Source organism: Nocardia sp. NRRL WC-3656, assembly GCF_000720265.1.
Lineage (GTDB): Bacteria > Actinomycetota > Actinomycetes > Mycobacteriales > Mycobacteriaceae > Nocardia > Nocardia nova.
The window spans coordinates 27622-45371 of record NZ_JOJF01000029.1; the positions used below are offsets into that span (position 1 = coordinate 27622).

General features: G+C 68.7%; 17 protein-coding genes. 9 read left to right on the top strand and 8 right to left on the bottom strand.

What is annotated here, in order from left to right; all coding sequences use genetic code 11:
- The first annotated feature begins 29 nt into the window (after positions 1-29).
- Positions 30-347 carry a DUF4351 domain-containing protein gene (locus IG65_RS39375; protein WP_231509481.1) on the top strand — a complete coding sequence of 106 codons (318 nt, stop codon included), beginning with the start codon at positions 30-32 and terminating at the stop codon, positions 345-347.
- Between the two features lie 115 nt (positions 348-462).
- On the opposite strand, the gene IG65_RS0128090 is transcribed toward IG65_RS39375, so the two are convergent.
- From IG65_RS0128090 to IG65_RS0128100, 3 genes are read right to left on the bottom strand one after another with little or no spacing between them, the layout of a single operon-like run.
- Positions 463-2352, bottom strand: a complete 1890-nt coding sequence (locus IG65_RS0128090; protein ID WP_030517962.1) for a glycosyltransferase family 39 protein — start codon at positions 2350-2352, stop codon at positions 463-465.
- Between the two features lie 10 nt (positions 2353-2362).
- On the bottom strand, positions 2363-3955 hold the full coding sequence (locus IG65_RS0128095) for a HAMP domain-containing sensor histidine kinase (RefSeq protein WP_030517963.1): 1593 nt from the start codon (positions 3953-3955) through the stop codon (positions 2363-2365).
- Entirely contained in the window at positions 3933-4637 is a 705-nt protein-coding gene (locus tag IG65_RS0128100; RefSeq protein WP_156055820.1) for a response regulator transcription factor, read from the bottom strand. The genes IG65_RS0128095 and IG65_RS0128100 overlap by 23 nt, the downstream gene beginning before the upstream one ends.
- Positions 4638-4874: 237 nt before the next feature.
- Between IG65_RS0128100 and IG65_RS0128110 the strand changes: the two genes are divergently transcribed.
- Positions 4875-5558: a hypothetical protein gene (locus tag IG65_RS0128110; protein ID WP_051757028.1), complete on the top strand. Its 684-nt coding sequence runs from the start codon at positions 4875-4877 to the stop codon at positions 5556-5558.
- Between the two features lie 125 nt (positions 5559-5683).
- Entirely contained in the window at positions 5684-6238 is a 555-nt protein-coding gene (locus tag IG65_RS0128115) for a GNAT family N-acetyltransferase (RefSeq protein ID WP_036525923.1), read from the top strand.
- A gap of 20 nt (positions 6239-6258) precedes the next feature.
- Here the strand turns inward: IG65_RS0128115 and IG65_RS0128120 are convergent, their stop codons facing one another.
- Positions 6259-6714, bottom strand: a complete 456-nt coding sequence (locus IG65_RS0128120; RefSeq protein WP_051757030.1) for a DUF4345 domain-containing protein — start codon at positions 6712-6714, stop codon at positions 6259-6261.
- Between the two features lie 89 nt (positions 6715-6803).
- Between IG65_RS0128120 and IG65_RS0128125 the strand changes: the two genes are divergently transcribed.
- Positions 6804-7406, top strand: coding sequence for a TetR/AcrR family transcriptional regulator (locus IG65_RS0128125; protein WP_030517968.1), 603 nt, complete (start codon positions 6804-6806; stop codon positions 7404-7406).
- A 14-nt stretch (positions 7407-7420) separates the two neighbouring features.
- Here IG65_RS0128125 and IG65_RS0128130 read toward each other — a convergent pair whose 3' ends face one another.
- Together IG65_RS0128130 and IG65_RS0128135 are read right to left on the bottom strand one after the other, a co-directional pair.
- Positions 7421-8173: an ABC transporter permease gene (locus tag IG65_RS0128130; protein WP_030517969.1), complete on the bottom strand. Its 753-nt coding sequence runs from the start codon at positions 8171-8173 to the stop codon at positions 7421-7423.
- A gap of 2 nt (positions 8174-8175) precedes the next feature.
- Complete coding sequence (locus tag IG65_RS0128135; protein ID WP_030517970.1) at positions 8176-9453, bottom strand: glycosyltransferase; 1278 nt, start codon at positions 9451-9453, stop codon at positions 8176-8178.
- Between the two features lie 65 nt (positions 9454-9518).
- Here IG65_RS0128135 and IG65_RS36545 point away from each other — a divergent pair, with 65 nt between their 5' ends.
- Entirely contained in the window at positions 9519-12131 is a 2613-nt protein-coding gene (locus IG65_RS36545; RefSeq protein WP_231509479.1) for a cytochrome P450, read from the top strand.
- Here IG65_RS36545 and IG65_RS0128145 read toward each other — a convergent pair.
- Complete coding sequence (locus IG65_RS0128145) at positions 12128-12640, bottom strand: DUF664 domain-containing protein (RefSeq protein WP_030517972.1); 513 nt, start codon at positions 12638-12640, stop codon at positions 12128-12130. The two genes, IG65_RS36545 and IG65_RS0128145, sit on opposite strands and share 4 nt — an antisense overlap.
- 387 nt (positions 12641-13027) lie before the next feature.
- Between IG65_RS0128145 and IG65_RS0128150 the strand changes: the two genes are divergently transcribed.
- The 3 genes from IG65_RS0128150 to IG65_RS0128160 all read left to right on the top strand — a co-directional run bounded on the left by IG65_RS0128150 (position 13028) and on the right by IG65_RS0128160 (position 16275).
- On the top strand, positions 13028-14236 hold the full coding sequence (locus IG65_RS0128150; protein WP_051757032.1) for a cytochrome P450: 1209 nt from the start codon (positions 13028-13030) through the stop codon (positions 14234-14236).
- Between the two features lie 10 nt (positions 14237-14246).
- Positions 14247-15464 carry a cytochrome P450 gene (locus tag IG65_RS0128155; protein WP_030517974.1) on the top strand — a complete coding sequence of 406 codons (1218 nt, stop codon included), beginning with the start codon at positions 14247-14249 and terminating at the stop codon, positions 15462-15464.
- Positions 15465-15567: 103 nt separating this feature from the next.
- Positions 15568-16275, top strand: a complete 708-nt coding sequence (locus IG65_RS0128160) for a cyclase family protein (protein WP_156055818.1) — start codon at positions 15568-15570, stop codon at positions 16273-16275.
- A gap of 57 nt (positions 16276-16332) precedes the next feature.
- On the opposite strand, the gene IG65_RS0128165 is transcribed toward IG65_RS0128160, so the two are convergent.
- A complete protein-coding gene (locus IG65_RS0128165) occupies positions 16333-16734 on the bottom strand; it encodes a nuclear transport factor 2 family protein (RefSeq protein WP_030517976.1) in 402 nt (133 codons plus the stop codon).
- Between the two features lie 71 nt (positions 16735-16805).
- Here IG65_RS0128165 and IG65_RS0128170 point away from each other — a divergent pair, with 71 nt between their 5' ends.
- Positions 16806-17750, top strand: a complete 945-nt coding sequence (locus IG65_RS0128170) for a LysR family transcriptional regulator (RefSeq protein WP_051757034.1) — start codon at positions 16806-16808, stop codon at positions 17748-17750.

The following is a 17750-nucleotide window of genomic DNA, read 5'->3' on the forward strand; positions in this document are numbered from 1 at the left end:
TACAGCCGCATATCGAGGTGCTGCGCGCGGTGGAAAAGTCGCCGAACGCGACGAATGACCTGTTCAGCCTGTTCACGTACATTAGTAAGGTATCCGAGACCAACGCGCGGAACTTGGGGCGCGTAGTCGACCAACTCGGCCCGCTGGCGAAGGAGATCGCGATCACCACAGCCGAACAACTCCGCGCCGAAGGCGAAGCGAAAACCCTCCTGCGGCAGCTGGCCCTCAAATTCGGCCCACTACCGGATGAGGTCGTCGATCGCATCCACGCCGGCGACTCGGCAGAGCTCGAGACATGGGCCGAGCGAGTACTCACCGCCACAACCCTCGACGAATTCTTCGCCTGACCGGACGCTGGGCCGACCGACTCGATCCGGCGAAGTAGTCGCACCGTTCGGTGCACGCACACGCACAACCGTGGCCGGCTGCAGCCCACACGGGACGCAGCCGGCCACGCGGAGATCACGCGGTCAGGTCGTAGACCGTCACTCCGTCGATGGTTCGGGCGGTGAAGTTCGCGGCTACCCACTGGGCGATGTCGGAGGCCTCGTGGCTGCCGCCGCTCGAGGCGCCGCGCATTCCCGCCATACCTTCACCGCCGATGAAGTAGTGGATCTCGTGCCGGCCCACGTACTCCCGGAACTGCGACAGGGTCGGTGACGGGTCGGTGCCGTTGAAACCGCCGACGGCCATGACCGGGTCGCCGGTGGCGAGCTGGTAGGCGGCGGCGCTGTTGGAGCCGACCGCGGCCGCTACCCAGGCGTAGGCGGCGGCGTTGTCGCTCAGTGCCGCAGACAGATTCGAGCCGACGGAAATACCTCCGAGGAGGCCGCCCATCGGGCCCCTGGCATACGCGCCGGGACCGCCACCGGGCGGCATCCCGCCTGGGAAGGGCCCGCTGGACGGGCCGGCGGACGGAATCGCTCCGGTGTGCGGAGTCGACGCGGTCGCCAACGCGTAGGCGGCCGGCCCGGCCAGTCCGGCGGCCAGCGCCACGGCCACCACCGCCGCACCCAGTGCCTGCGGCAATCGGGAGACCACCAGCAGGAGTGCCGCGGCACCCACACCCACCACCGCGACGACGGGCCGCAGCCACGGATTCCAATCGCTGGTGCGCGCGAGCAGGAGGCAGGCGAGAACGGTGGTCACCATCAGCGTGCCCGACAGCACCGCCGTGGCCCGAAGGTCGTTGCGCCGCAACCACAACTGCCAGGCGCCGATCGCCACACTGCCCGCAACGGCCGGGGCCAGCGCCACCGTGTAGTAGGGGTGCAAGATGCCGCTCGCGAAGCTGAAGATCCCGCCGGTGAGTATCAGCCAGCCCAGCCACAGCACCAGCGCTGCCCGTGCCGGATCGGTGCGGGGCGCGCGACGGGTGAGCCAGAGACCGGCTACTCCGAGGATCAGCGCCGCCGGGATCAGCCAGGAGATCTGACCACCCATCTCGGAGCCGAACAGCCGCGCCCAGCCGACGTCGTAGTTCATATTGCCCAGACCGCCCACCTCGTCACCGGTGAGCCGCCCGAAACCGTTGTAACCCAACGTCAATTCGAGCACGCTGTTGTGCTGTGAGCCGCCGATGAAGGGCCGCGCGGAGGCGGGCCAGAGCGCGACCACGGCCAGATACCAGCCCGCCGACACCACCATCGCGAGCACAGCCGCCACCGCTCGGATAATCCTCGTTTTCCAAGTAACTTGGGCCGCAAGCAGATACACCACCGCGAAAACCGGCAGCACGATGAACGCCTGCATCATCTTCGCCAGGAATCCGAATCCGACGGCCACCCCGGCCAGCGGCAACCACCACGCGGCGCTGTCCTTTTCGACGGATCGCAGCACGCAGTAGGCGGCGGCGGTCAGCAACAGCACGAGCAGGGCATCCGGATTGTCGAAGCGGAACATCAGCGCCGCGGCCGGTGTGAGCGCCAGAACGGCACCGGCGAGGACTCCCGGCCAGTGCCCGGCGACCCGGCGCACAGCGGCGTACAACACGGCGACGGCGGCGACGCCCTCGAGCGCCTGCGGCACCAGCAGACTCCACGAGTTGAAGCCGAAGATCCGCGCGGAGATATCCATGACCCACAGCGCGCCGGGCGTCTTGTCCACGGTGATCGCGTTGGCGGCATCGCTGGATCCGAACAGCGTCGCCTTCCAGCTCTGCGATCCGGCCTGTACGGCGGCGGCGTAGAACTCGTTGGCCCAGCCGCCGGCGCCCAGGTCCCACACGTACAGCAGCGCGGTGGCCGCCAGCAGCGCCACCAGCGACAGCTGCCGCCACCGCGGGCTCGCGGTCCGCGTCGGCGGCGGTTCGGTCACCGCGGCGGGGGGCGTTTCCAGCACAGTCGTCGTCATATGTCGATCGTCATCGACCGAGGTGGTTGCTGCCTTGGGCTTCGCTGTGTGCCCGCTGTGAGGTCTCCTCCGGCAGCCGGACGGTGAAAACGGTATGTCCGGGTGCACTGTCGAGGCTGATCGCGCCGCCGTGCGATTTCACCACCGCCGCGACGATCGCCAGTCCCAGACCGCTGCTCCCGGCCCGCCGCGAGCGGGAGGAATCGCCGCGCGCGAAGCGTTCGAACACTTCCGGCTGCAGTGCGGCGGGAATACCGGGACCGTTGTCGGCGACCTGCCAGATCGCGCCGCCGGCGCCGTCGCGTTCCAGCGAGACCGTGACGGTGGTGCCGGGGCCCGTATGCACCCGCGCGTTGGCGAGCAGATTGGCCAGCACCTGGTGCAGTCGCGCCGCATCACCGGTGACGACAACCGGTTCGCCGGGCAGATCCAGATTCCACCGATGGTCCGGGCCCGCGATGTGAGCGTCGCTGACGGCGTCGACGGTCAACCGGGTCAGATCCACAGGCTCGTGTTCGAGGCCGCGCCCGGAATCGAGCCGGGCCAGCAGCAGCATGTCCTCGACCAGCGCCGTCATCCGCCGCGATTCCGAATCCACTCGGTTCATCGCGTTGGCGACGTCGCCGGGCACCTCGGCCCGTTTCCGTTGGGCCAGTTCGGCATAGCCGCGAATCGCGGCCAGCGGGGTGCGCAGTTCGTGACTGGCGTCGGCGAGGAACTGCCGCACCCGCGTCTCACTGGCATGGCGGGCCGACAGCGCGCTGTCGATGTGATCGAGCATGCGGTTGACCGCGGAACCGAGCTGTCCGACCTCGGTACGCGGATCGGCGTCGTCGGCCGGAACCCGCACCGGTAACGCCACTTCGCCGCGATCGAGCTGCAGATCGGCCACCCGGGAGGCCGTAGCGGCCACTCGGTCCAGCGGTGCCAGCGCGCGGCGGATCACCCAGATGCCCACGGTGATCGCGACGACGAGCACCACCGCGGTGACCACCACCAGGATCAGCAGGACCCGCATCAACGTGGCGTGGACCGCGGTCAACGGCATACCGGTCACCACCGTGGCACCCGACCAGGTCGAATTCGCGACCACGCGATAGGAGCCCTGCCCGTCGAGGTCGACGGTCACCGGATCGCCGTCCGACGCCACCCGGGCCAACTGCTGCCGGGCGGCCGCGGACAAACTGGTCTGGGTCCCGTCGGCATCGATCTTGGCGGCGGTGATGTCGGTGCCGTCGATACTGGCGCCGACGGTATCGGCTTGAATGCCGCGCCGGTCCAGGAAATCCGGCCCGGGACCGCCGTGGTTCGGCGGCGGCCGATAGCCGTGGTCCGGATCGCCGGGTGGCGGCCCGAGACTCGGCCCACCGCCGGCCTCGCCGAGGGAACGCTTCTGCACATCGACCAACTCGGCGTCGAGCTGATGCACGAGAAACTGCTGCAGCGCGAATTCCGTTGCGGCGCCGATACCTACGACCACGACCACCAGCAACAGCAACTGTCCGACCAGCAGTCGCGCACGCAGCGACCAACCGCGCGCCGACCACCAACGGCGAGACCGCGGCTCGCTCGCCGGGGCCTCAGCCGGCGGGTTTGAGGACATATCCGGCGCCGCGCAGGGTGTGGATCATCGGTTCGCGACCACTGTCGATCTTCTTGCGCAGATAGGAGACATAGAGCTCGACGATGTTGGAGCGTCCGCCGAAGTCGTAGCTCCAGACCCGATCCAGAATCTGCGCCTTGCTCAGCACTCGGCGGGGATTGCGCATGAAATAGCGCAGCAGTTCGAACTCCGTGGACGTCAGCGTGATGGGCTCGCCCGCGCGCGTCACCTCGTGGCTGTCCTCGTCGAGCATCAGATCACCCACGACGATCTGAGCGTCGTTGTCGACGGTGGTGATGCCGGTGCGGCGCAGCAGTGCGCGCAGACGCAGGACGACCTCCTCGATGCTGAACGGTTTGGTGACGTAGTCGTCGCCGCCGGCGGTGAGCCCGGCGATGCGATCCTCGACCGAATCCTTCGCGGTCAGCAGCAGCACCGGCAGATACGGCAGATCGCGGCGCAGCTTCGCGAGCACCTCGAGCCCGGTCATATCCGGCAGCATCACGTCGAGAACCACCACGTCGGGGCGGTTCCCGCGGGCCGCGGTGACCGCGGTGCGGCCATCGGCGGCGGTGACGACCTGCCAGCCTTCGTAGCGCAACGCCATCGACACCATTTCCGCGAGCACCGGTTCGTCGTCGACGACGAGGACGGTCACGGGGCTGCCGTCCGCGCGACGCATCACGACGCGCTCGGCCGGGGTGTTCGTGGTGGTCATGATCCCAGTCTGGGAACGGCGGCTAGGTGTCCGCTGTGCCGTGTCTGGGGGTCGGCTGTGAGTGCGGCGGTTGCGGCGCTCACCACAGCGGGTACCGAACGAGTCCACAGCGCAGACCCAGCTTCGCACCGCAGGGTTGACCGAGCAACGCGATCGCGGCATCGACGGCCCGCGATCGCATTCGACGACAAGGAGTACGCGATGACCGAGCCCACCCCACAGCCTCCGGCCGAGCCGGAACACACCTGGGGCGCGCCGCAGACCCGGCCGGCCGCCACCTGGTCGACGAAGAAGTCGCTGGCCGCGGTCGGTATCGCCGCGGTGATCGCGGCGGCCGGGGGCGGCGTCGTCTACGCGGCCACACATTCCGGTGGCAGTGCGCACGGTGGTCCGGGCGGGCCCGGGACCAGCTGGGGCGGCGGGCACAACACCGCGGGCCCGGGCGGTATGGGCATGACCGGCCAGAGCCTGCACGGCCAGTTCGTGATCAGCGACGGCAACGGCGGCTACACCACCGAGATCACCCAGACGGGCACGGTGACCGCGGTATCGGACACCTCGATCACTGCCAAGAGCGCCGACAACTTCACCCAGACCTACACGATGTCGGGCAGCACCCAGCATTCGGCGGTGAAAGTCGGTGACACCGTGCGCATTCAGGGCACGGAGGCGAACGGGACCGCGACCGCGACTGCAATCACGAGCGGCACCGAATCCGGGCAGATGGGTGGTCGCACCGGACGGTCCGGCCGCTTCGGCGGGATGGCGCAGGGCGGCGATCCGGGGCAGAACGGTCCCGGACCGGGAGACGCGGCTCCCGGACAGGGCGGCGGACCCGGGATGGCGCCGCCGATGGACGGCGCTCCGAATCAGCCCAACGGCTGATCGCAGGAACGTCGGCGGGTCCATGCCCGCCGACGCGGGGCGCGTCACGCATGCGCGGCGCGACGCGCCCCACCGGCCGAATCCACAACGTCCGACGGTCGGCACACCTCTGGCAAACTGGGCGAATGGATGGCGATGCGGTGATCGTGCCCATGGGGCTGGGGCATTTGCGGCAGGTGCTGGATCTGGGTCACGAGGTGTTCGACACCAGCGTCAAGCCCTACACCTCGTGGTCGTTGACGTCGGTGGCCGAACACTTGGATTCGGCGGACAACGCCTGCTGGGTGGCATTGGATTCGGATCGGGTGGTGGGATTCGTGCTCGGGTCCATGGAATTCGAATTGCGGGACGACTGGGGATATCTGGAGTGGGTCGCGGTGGCGCCGGATATGCAGGGGCGCGGGCTGGCGCGGCGACTGGTGGATATCTGTTCGGAGGCGTTGTTCGCGCGCGGAGCGCGCCGCATCGTGACCGACGTGGAGCAGAGCAATACCGCCTCGGCCACCCTGATGACCCGCAGTGGATTCAGTCCGGCCGCCACGGTGACCCTGTTCGTCCGGCCCAATCCCGCTGAGCCGGAACCGGATTCGGAAGCACCGCTGCCGCCGATCGCGCCGGGCGCGAAACGGGCGTTGATCAGGCGAGGCCGTCTCGCGGGCGACAATCGCAGCACGCACTGAGCCGCGCGAGCCGCCGCACGCTATCCGATCCGTCCCTGCCGCAGCGCGGGCGCTTTGCCGAGGATGCCGACGCCGGATGCACTGCCGTCGCGGGGCGCACGGTCGACGCACACCGCCCGCACCAGGAAGTAGTTCAGGACCGGAATCAGCAGTTCCACCGGCGTCATGAGCACGTAGAACCAATTGGGCTCCCCGCTCACCGCCCATGCCAGCAGCCGGGCGATTCCGCCGGCGAAGAAGACGGCGCCGAGCGCGTTGATCGCCGGCCCTCGGTGCTCCACATCGCGCGCACACCACGCCACGGCCAGTCCGTAAGCGCCGAATACGACCGCGTAGAAGCGCATATCGGAATCGATGGTGGCGTTCACCGGTCCCCCGCCGATGACGCTGGCGGTACCGAATATCAGATGCGCCACCGCAATTCCCGCACACGCCAGCCCGAACACCAGTAGCCAGATCTGCAGCATTCGTCGCATGCCGACCCCTATTAGACGGTTGTTGAATAAGCTCCACGGTAGGCCGCTGCCACGGCTCACGTCAACCACCGCACGCCTACGATGAGCAGATGCCGAGCCGACGCCGCCTCACCCCGGAGCAGCGCCGCGACGAATTGATGGATGTGGGCGCGCGATTGTTCGGCGAACGCTCGTTCGACGAGGTCGCGATGGAGGACATCGCCGCCCACGCCGGCGCCTCCCGCGCCCTGATGTACCACTACTTCCCCACCAAGGGCGAGTTCTTCGCGGCCATCTGGAAACGCGCTCACGATCGACTGCTCGCCGAACTGCGCATCGACCCCGAGGAGCCGGTTCGCACCGCCGTCTACCGGAGCCTGGTGGCGCATCTGGATTTCTACCGCGCCCACGTTCCGCTGGTTCTCATCGCCAACCGCACCGCGCTGGCCACCGATCCGGCGGTGCGCGGACCGGTGGTCGAGGACCTGAATGCCCTGTGCGAGCGCGTCCTCGACGCGTGCGGCGCCACGGGGCACACCCGAGAGGTGGCGGCCGCGGCGCTGAGCGGATGGATCGCGTTCATTCGCGAGGTCGCCGTCGAATGGCTTGCCCATCAGCGCATTTCGCGTGACGAAGTGTTACGGATGTGCATGGCGACCCTGGACGCCACCGCGGGTGCCCAGCTCGATCTGACCGCGCCGCCGCGGCGGTGAGACGTCGTGGTCCGCTATCGCCGGGAGAGCCGATCGAACACCGCGCTCGCCGCGCCGAAACCGAGCACCCCGAGCCCCGCACACCAGACCAGGGCCAGTGCCGCGCTTGCGCCGGTTCCGCTCGAATTCAGCAGACCGCGCACGGTGTCCACCACGGGAGTGGCGGGCTGGTAGGCGGCGAAGCCGCGCAGCCAGGCGGGCATGGTGGAGGTCTGCACGAACGCGCTGCTGATATAGGGGATGAACATGATCGCGTAGGTCATCCCGCCGGCCGCCTCGGGATTCTTCGCCACCAGCCCGAGCGCGACCGCGATCCAGCAGATCGCCACCACGAACAGCACGATCATGGCCAGCGCCCCCAGCCAGCCGAGTACGTCCGCCCGCGGGCGATAGCCGAGTAGGACGGCCACGGTCACCGCGATCGCGATGGCGGCGAGATTGCGCGCCACCCCCTCCCCGACGTGTCCGGCCAGGATCGCCTGCCGGAACATCGGCAGTGTCCGGAATCGGTCGATACTGCCCCGGGTCATATCCGCCGAGACCGCGGTCGCGGTGATCGACGCACCGAATCCCGTGCACAACAACATGATTCCGGGCACGACGTAGTCGAGGTAGGAACCACCGACGTCGATCGCGCCGCCGAAGACGTAGGTGAACAGCAGCATCACCAGGATCGGCATGAGCAGCGAGATGATCAGCGTGTCCGGACTGCGGAGGGTGTGCCGGGCGCACCGGCGGAACATCACCGCCGAATCCGCGGCGATCATCCTCACCGCGCTGCCGCCTCGACGATATCGGCGGCATGGGCGGCGGCGCCCTCGGTGCGCAGAGTAGCCGCGAATTGCCGTGCGCGGGCACGACGTTCGGGTTCCAGCAGCGTGGTCACGCCGCGAACGAGTCGTTCGGTGGTGAGTTCGGTGAAACGCAGGTGTGCGCCGAGCCCGAGCCGATCCACCTGCCCGCCCCACATCGGCTGTTCGAACGACACCGAACACACCAGCGTCGGCAGACCGGCCCGCAGACTTTCGAACAACGTGCCTATCCCGCCGTGATGCACCGCGGCCGCGCAGTGCGGGAACACGAGGTCGTAGGCGAACGGGCCGACCACTTTCATCTTCGAATCATCCTGGGTTCGAGCGGTTTCCATACCACTCCAGCCCGCGCTCACCAATGCTCGCACCCCGAGTCGCCGCGACACCTCACCGACCATGGCCAGGACGGCGGCGGGATCGCTGATCGGCATACTGCCGAATCCGAAGAACACCGGCGCCTCCCCTGCCCGCACCCAGGACAGGATGTCGGTGTGGTCGTTGCCGAGTTCGCCCACCGCGTGCCGGGTCTGCTGATCCAGCGTCAGGAAGCCGGTGAACGGGCGCCGGCCGTCCCACTGCGCGGGCAGCCCGGGCACCAGCGCCGGATCGTAGATCTGCACCTCGGGGACCCGCCGCCGCGCCAGCACCGCCGCGATACTCGCCCGCGATTTCGGCAGCCCGAGCATGCCGCGCAGATCGTTCAGATAGCGCATGAACACGATGCGCCGCAGGTTCTCCGCCACCGCCCACGTCGCGCGATTCACCGGAGCGGGCGGCGCCCAGCTCGCCGGCAGCGCACCCGGAAAGGGGTAGGCCCCGTTCGCCCGGACCGGGTAGTAGTGCAGGCTCACCAGCGGCACATCCATCGCCTCGGCGACCGAGCAGGCGCGGTCCTCGGTGACGGTGCTGGCCACGATCAGGTCGGCGCCCGCGCACACCTCGACCACCTCGCGGTTCATCCGATCGGCATAGTCGGCCATCTGCCGGGCGACCAGCTGCATCAGCCGCAGCGTATTGCCCGCGGCGAGGGCGCGCTGCCCTGCCTCCGAGCTGTAGAGCTGCTGCACATCGGGCCCGCAGGCGCGCGCGGCGAGCCCGGCCGCGGTGGCGAAGTCGACCAGATTCGGCGGCGCGCCCAGCACCACGTCGTGGCCGCGGCGCCGCAATTCCAGCCCCAGGGCCAGCACAGGTTGCACGTCGCCGCGGGTGCCGGTCAGCGGAATGGCGATTCTCATGTCGAGTTATCTCCCCTTTTCCCGAGAGCGCAACACTTTCGGCCGAGAAACCCGATGGGGACACTATGGGATATCGAACCACCGGGCGCGTGGGTAACGTGCCGGGCGTGCACATCGCCATGTTCATGGACTATCACCCGGCGACGCTGGGCGGGGTGCAGACCGCGGTGGCGGCACTGCGCCGCGGCCTCGAACGCGCCGGGCACCGGGTGACACTGTTCGTGGCGCCGCTGTCGGGCACCCCGTCCCCGGCTACCGAAGCCGACGACGGGGTGATCGAACTGGCTCCGCTGGCGGGCGCGGTGGTGAACGGCTTCCCGATGGTGCTGCCCACCGCACGCAACGCCGCACTGATCGATGCCGCCTTCGCCGCCCGCGGCCCGGTCGATCTGGTCCACACCCACACCACCTACGGGGTCGCGATCTCGGGAATGAAAGCCGCACGGCGGCACCGGATTCCGCTCGTGCACACCGCGCAGAGCCGCGACGACGCCTTCATCGAGCACACCGCACCGGCGCCCTACCTCTCGGCGCTGGCGCTGCGAATCCTGCACGGCCGCTTCGTCACCCACCCCACACGGATGCCGCGTCGCGCGCAAAGCCGGGCCGCCCGCCATGCGTGGCACACCATCGTGAGTCAGGGGCAGGCCGCCGACCGGGTCATCGCACCGACCCGCCATTTCGCCGATCTGCTGCTCGACCACGGCCTCACCCGGCCGATCCGGGTCGTGTCCAACGGCGTCGACGACGCACTGGTCGACAACCGGCGCCCGGTCGAGCGCGACGCCGACGGCCCGCTGCGGTTGATCTGGTGCGGCCGGCTCTCCGCGGAGAAGCGACTGCTCGAATCGATCGACGCGGTGCGCCGCCTCCCGGACTGCACCCTCGACGTGTACGGCGAGGGCGAACTGTTCGATCGCGCCGCCGCGGTTGTCGCCGAACACGGCCTCGCGGACCGAATCACTTTGCACGGCAGGGTTTCTCAGAAGCAATGCCTCGACGCCATGGCCGCCGCGGACGCCCTGCTGTTTCCGTCGTGGGGTTTCGACACCCAAGGCATGGTGCTGCTGGAGGCGATCGCCACCGGGCTGCCCGTGCTGTACTGCGATCCGGACCTGGCCGAATCCATCCCGGCGGGCGGCGGCCTGCGCGCCGACGACGCCTCCCCCGCGGCCCTGGCGGATGTGATCGCCCGGCTGGCGACAGATCGCGCCGAACTGCTCGCGATGCGTGCCGAGATGGCCGGGCATCGGGATTCGGTGCGACAGTCCGGCCGCATCGACGCGATCGTCGAGGTCTACCGGCAGGCACGGGCCGATACCGAGCCCGCCGCGCAGCCGCCGGTGCCGCGACGACTCTCCGATGTCCCCACCGCGCCCGGCGCCCTGCCGTTGATCGGCCACAGCCTGCGCGCGCTGCGCGACGCACCGGGTTTCGTGACCTCGCTCGCCGACCTCGGCCCGATCGTGCGCATCCGGTTCGGCCGCAAAACCGGCTATGTGCTCACCACTCCGGAGCTCGTACGCGAGGTCGGCCTCGGCGACGCGGAACTGAATCGCGACGACCTGCGGGAAGCGATCGCCGATGTGGCGGGCGGTTCGGTGAACGTGCTGCGCGGCGCCGAACACAAACTGCGCCGGCGCATGATCGCGCCCGCGCTGCGGCAGAGCCGGCTCGCCGAATATACGGTCACCGCGGCCGGATTGGCCGATACCTGGTCGGCCGCACTGCCCGCCGGTGGCCGGGTCGACCTGATGGACGAGGCGCACGGACTGATCCTCGACACGGTGTCCTCGACGCTGTTCACCGCCGAATTCAGCGAGACGGCCCGCCGCCGGATTCGCGACAACGTGCCGTGGCTGCTGAGCCAGGTCATTCTGCGCACCGCGCTGCCGCCGCAGATCCGCCGCCTCCGGGTGATCGCGAATCGACGCTGGCAACGCAAGGCACACCATCTGCGTGCCGCGATCGGCGCCGCGATCGCCGAGTACCGCCGCCGCGACGAGGATTTCAACGACGTGGTGTCGGCGTTGATCCGCCATACCGATCCCGAGACCGGCGCGCGACTGTCGGACGAGCACATCATCGACGAGGCCATCCTGATGCTGGCCGGTGGGGTGGGGTCGATGGCCTCGCTCACCGGCTGGCTGTGGCACGAGGTGATGCGGCGCCCCGATATCGCCGAGCGGATACGAGCCGAGCTCGACGAGGTGGTGGGCGCCGGCCCGGTGCGCGCGGAGCATATCGCCGAGCTCACCTACCTGAAACAGGTTGTCTCGGAGACTCTTCGATTCTGGGGGCCGTGGATCAGCGCCGGCAACGCGTCGGGGCCGGTGACCGTCGGTGGGCTCACCATTCCCGACGGCACCGCCATCATGTTCAGCCCGTATCTGGTCCAGCACGACCCGCGCCACTTCCCGAATCCCGAGGCCTTCGATCCCGACCGCTGGTCGCCGGACCGCACCGGCGAGATCGACAAGCAGGCGAACCTGTCCTTCGGCGTCGGTCGCCGGCGCTGCCTGGGCGATCATTTCGCGCTGCTGGAGATCACGCTCGCCTCGGCGGCGCTGCTGGCCCGGTGGCGACCCGAGCCGGATCCGGCCTACGTCGTGCGGGCCTCGAACCGCGACTTCGTCCTCTCACCCTCCGCGATTCCGGTGACCCTGCACCGGCGCTAGCGACGGCGCAGCAGCACCCCGCGGATGAACGCCGCCTGCCCGGAATGCTGGATATCGTCGTCGACCACGCTGATCAGCCGCACGCCGAGGGTCACCGGCGGATCCCAGCGGGTGTCGACGATCCGCGGCAGGTCGGCGTCGGTGAGGGTGCGGACGTACTCGACGGTGCGGTCGTGGACGGCGTCGTGATAGCCCAGCAGCGACTCGGCCGGGACACCGTCGAGGGCCGCCACCGCGTCCGGACCATCGCCGTATCCGGTCGCGGATTCGTCGAAGGGCAGATCGAAGCGGCGAGCCCAGCCGGCCGCCGTCCACACCTGTTCGGTGCCGGCCACGTCGGCGACATGGTCGTCCTGCACGCGGGTCAGATGCCAGATCAGCCAGGCGATGGAATTGGCCCCCGGATCCAGCCGCGCGGCCAGTTCCTCCTGGGTGAGCCCGGCGACCGCGCCGTGCACGTTCTCCTTGATCCGCCCGAAGGCGTCTACCAGCAGATCGGTGCTCGTCATGCTGGTATGCAAGCACATCGCACCGACAGTTCGATGGAACCGGTGTGAATATGCCCGCTCACAAGGTGTTTCACCGTGGTTCACCGGCCCGGTCCGCCCCGGCGAACCGAGAGTGGAAGACGGACAGAGAGTTCGGCACGTTCCTGCTACCCTGGTCGACAGTCCGGTTACGGATGTCCGGCCGGGCGGCTAACCAAGCCTCTTGTCCTACAACAGATGTGGGGTGACGCTGTAGGACCATACCGACAGGTAGGACCATACCGACAGCGGAATTCTTCGTCGCGCTCGACAGTTCATTCTCTGGAGTCACATCTTTTGACCACACCACGTTCTGCACTGTCCGCACTGCCCGGCGCGGGCGGTCCCGCCAGCTGCCCGGTCCAGCACATGGGTTCCCCGGTCGACACCGACGGCCCCCGGATCCTGCTGGACACACCGGAATTCGCCGCCGATCCGCACGCCAAGTATCGGGAGATGCGCCGGCGCTACGGTTCGCTGGTCCCGATCGAGCTGTCCCCCGGCGTCCCGGCCACGCTGGTGATCGGCTACCACACCGCGTTGCGGATCCTCAACGATCCCGAGCACTTCCCCGCCGACCCGCGGGCGTGGCAGGACACGATTCCCGAGGACTGCCCGGTGCGGCCGATGATGCAGTGGTATCCGAACGCGCTGCGCAACGCGGGCAACGTCCACCTGCGCTACCGGCAGGCCTATACGGCGGCCGTCGACGGCATCGACCTGCACGCGCTGCACAGCACGGTGGAGAAGATCGCGATCCCGCTGATCAACAGCTTCTGTGAGGCCGGATCGGCGGATCTGGTGTCGCAGTATGCCTTCCCGCTGGTCTTCGAATCACTGAATCGCATGGTGGGATGTTCGGCCGAGCTGGGTCAGCGCGTGGCCACCGGTATGGCGGCGCTGTTCGACACCGTGAACGCGGCCTGGGGTATGGAACATCTGAGCCAGGCGCTGATGGAGCTGATCCACCTGCGCCGCGCCGAACCCGGCGACGACGTCACCTCGCGGCTGGCCCACCACCCGGCCAACCTCAGCGACGAGGAGATGCTCTACAACCTGATCAGCTTCTACGGCGCCGGCATCGAGCCCCAGCAGAACCTGATCGCCAACACCCTGCTGCTGATGATCACCGACGACCGGTTCGGCGGCGGCATGCTCGGCGGCAGCCTCTCCACCCGCGACGCGCTGGACGAGGTGTTGTTCAAGGATCCGCCGATGGCGAACTTCTCGATCAGCTATCCGCGCCAGCCCATCCTGATCGACAACGCCTGGCTGCCCGCGCATCAGCCGGTCGTCATCAGCCTGTCCGCGTGCAACAACGATCCGGTCATCGCCGGCGGCGACCGCACCGGCAACCGCTCGCATCTGGCCTGGAGCGCCGGACCGCACGCCTGCCCGGCCCGTTCGGTGGCTTACCTGGTGGTGCAGGACGCGATCGACCAGCTGCTCGACGCGCTGCCGGAGATGCGCCTTGCGATCGAGCCGAGCGAAATCACCTGGCGCCCCGGCCCGTTCCACCGTGCGATGGCAGCGCTGCCGGTCACCTTCCCCGCATCTCCTCCGTTGAATTTGCTGTAAGGAGCTTCCGATGAAGCAGGAACCACTGGTGCTCGATCTGACCGGCGCCGATATCCACGCCGAGAACGAGCGCATCCGGGAGCGCGGTCCCGTGGCGCTGGTGGAGTTGCCGGGCGGGGTGCCGGCCTGGTCGGTGACCGATGCGGTCGTGTTGAAGAATCTGCTGTCGGATCCGCGCGTGTCCAAGGATCCCCGCCGGCACTGGTCGGCCTATATCAACGGTGACATCAACGAGTCGTGGCCGCTGCAACCGTGGGTGGCGGCGCAGAACATGTTCACCGCCTACGGCACCGAGCATCGGCGACTGCGCAAACTTGTCGCGCCGGCGTTCACGCACCGCCGCACCACCGCGATGCGCCCGCGGATCGAGGCGATCGTGGCGGATCTGCTCGAGCGGTTGAGCGCGACCGCGCCCGGGGAGGTCGTGGACCTGCGCCCGAACTACGCCTATCCGGTGCCGATCCGGGTGATCAGCGAACTGCTGGGGGTGCCCGATCATCTGGACTCGGCCATCCACGCCTGTGTCGACGGCTTCTTCGACACCTCGTTCACACCGGAGCAGGCGCAGGCGAACTTCATCGAAATGGGCCGGCTGATCGGTGAATTGGTGGCGTTCCGCCGGGAGAACCCGGGCGACGACATCACCAGTGTGCTGATCGCGACCCGCAACGAAGACGGCGCCCAGCTCTCGGAGACCGAACTCGTCGACACCCTGATGCTGGTGATCAACGCCGGCCACGAGACCACGCTCAACCTGATCGATCAGGCCATCGTGGCACTGCTCACCCACCCGGAGCAGCGCGCCGATGTGGTCGAGGGCCGGGTGCCGTGGGCGGAACTGGTGGAGGAGACGCTGCGCTACCAGGCGCCGGTCGCGCATCTGCCGCTGCGCTATGCCGTCGAGGACATCGAGGTCGGCGAGATCCGGATTCCGAAGGGTGAGGCGATTCTCGCCTCCTACGGTGCGGCGTGCCGCGATCCGAAGGTGCACGGCGAGACCACCGCCGAGTTCGACGTCCATCGGGCGAACAAGGAGCACCTCGCCTTCGGCCACGGTGCGCACCACTGCCTGGGTGCTCCCCTGGCACGGATGGAGGCCGCGATCGCGCTGCCGGCGCTCTTCGAACGCTTCCCGGATCTGCGGCTCGCGGTCGATCCGTCCGAGCTGAAGCCGCTGGGCAGTTTCATCTCCAACGGGCACATCTCGGTTCCGGTATACCTGCGATAGTTCGGCCGGTTCCGCGCCGGCGCTCGTCGGCGCGGAACCGCCTACTGTGGGATCTCGTGCGGGCGGCGTAGGACAGGGCAGTGCCACACCGGGAGGCGAACCGATGGCGTATTCGGACGTGCGGAACCTGTCGCATCCACTGTCCGCCGAGGTCGTATCGGTGTTCCCCGGCGATCCCGCGCCGCGGATCGACACCATCGCCACCCTCGACGACCACGGCTTCCACCTGCAGGCGGTCACCGTCGGCGAACACACCGGAACCCATTGGGGCGCACCGGCCCACTTCACCGCCGGTGCGGCGACGGCCGATCGGCTCGATCCCGGGGATTTCGTCCTGCCCGGCGTCCGGATCGATATCAGCGCGCGGGCCGAACGCGATCGCGATTACGCGGTGACGGTCGACGATCTGCTCGAATGGCAGCAACGGCACGGCCCCTTCCCCGCCGAGGCCGCTGTCCTCCTGCGCACCGGCTGGGAAAGATACTGGGGCACCGACGCTTTCGCGTCGGCGGATGCGCAGGGCCGCATACATCACCCCGGTTTTTCGGTGGCGGCGGTGCACTGGCTGCTCGAGCACGGCGTACTCGGCCGTCGCGGCGCCCTCGGTACCGACGCCTTCAGCCCCGATATCGGCACCGACGACAGCTACCAGGTATCGAAGCTGTTGTACCGCGAACACCGCCTCAGCCTCGAAATCCTCGCCCACCTGGCGGATCTGCCGGATCGGGACTTCACCGTCGTCGTGGGCGGATTCGTCACCGAGGGTGGGTCGGGATCACCGGCGTCGATATACGCGTTGATCGGATCCTGAACAGCCGATGGTGGTCACGGCCCCGAGTCGCCCGGCTTCTCGGGGGATGTCCCGTACTCACCGCAGCGGTTCGAGAACTCGCTCCACCAGTGCGGTGTCACAGTATTCGGTCACCTCGAGCAACTGCCCGGCTTCGACCCGGAATACGAAGCAGTAGTACTGGTCGTAGGCCTCGCCGCGGATCGTCGTGGCCGCACTGTGGGCCTGCACGATCACCCGATCACCGTCGGCGTGAACGGCGTCGGCGCTGATTCGGTAATCGGTGAACTGCGCCATCAAGGGGCGCAGAAGATCCTGTACCGCAGTCGTTTTCGGTTCCCAACTGCCCGACCACGACCAGTGCCCGGGAAAGGTCCAGCGAAACTCCGGAGCCATCGCATCGCTCAGCGCCCGGGTCTCGCCGGCGGCCATCCGGTCGAAGATGTTCCGCAGCAGCGCTCTGTTCTCGTTCACACTCACTCAGCCGACGCTAAACGCGGCCAACCTATGCGACAAGCGACGATCTTGCATCTCTGGTATCAGTATTTCGCATGGGTGAGTTCACCGTTCTCGGCTTGCGTGTCGTCCGCGAAGCCGCCCGCTGCGGCTCGTTCTCGGGCGCGGCGGACCGGCTGGGCTACACCCAATCCGCGGTCTCCCGGCAGATTTCGCTGATGGAGCAGGCGGCGGGGCATCCCCTGTTCGAGCGGCACGCGCGCGGCGCCGCGCCGACCGCGGCCGGGCAGATCGTGGTCCGGCAGGCGGAAGCGGTCCTGGCCGAACTCGACAGCACCCGCGAGCAACTGGATCGCCTGACCGCGGGCCCGCCCGCGACCGTGCGTGTCGGCGCGTTCTCGACCGCGATGGCGGCGCTGGTGCCGAGAGCGGTGGCGGCGACGTCGGCGCGGGTGCCGCTGCGAGAGGGCACCAGTCCTCGGCTACTCACCGCGGTGGCGCGCGGCCGGCTGGACCTGGCCGTCGTCACCGAAACCGGCACGCTTCCCGACGATGTGGAGGGGGAATTGCTGCTCGACGATCCGCTGCTGGTCGCGGTCGCGCCGAGCCACCGGCTGGCCGGGCGGACCAGTGCGGCGCCGGCGGAATTTCGCGGCGAGCGCTGGATCGCGGGCAGCACCGAGCACGGCAGCACCCTGCTCGGCGCGTGGCGCGATTCGCGGCACGAACCCGATATCGCCTTCGTCGCGCGGGATTGGGTCGCGAAATGGGGTCTGGTCGCGGCGGGTTCGGGCATCACCGTCGTGCCCGGTATCGCGGTGCCGGTGGTACCCGCGAATATCGCGTTGCTCCGGATCGATCACCCGGCGGCGGTGCGCCCCACCCGCGTCGTCCACAACTCGGCGCGCAACGCCGCGACCTCGGCGGCGACGCGGGCGTTCATCGAAGCGTTGCGCGATGCCGCGGCAGTCCTCACGAATGAGATGCGGGGGCGGCTGCGCCCGATCGCCGCCGGGTCGCGAACGAACTCGCAGTCATAG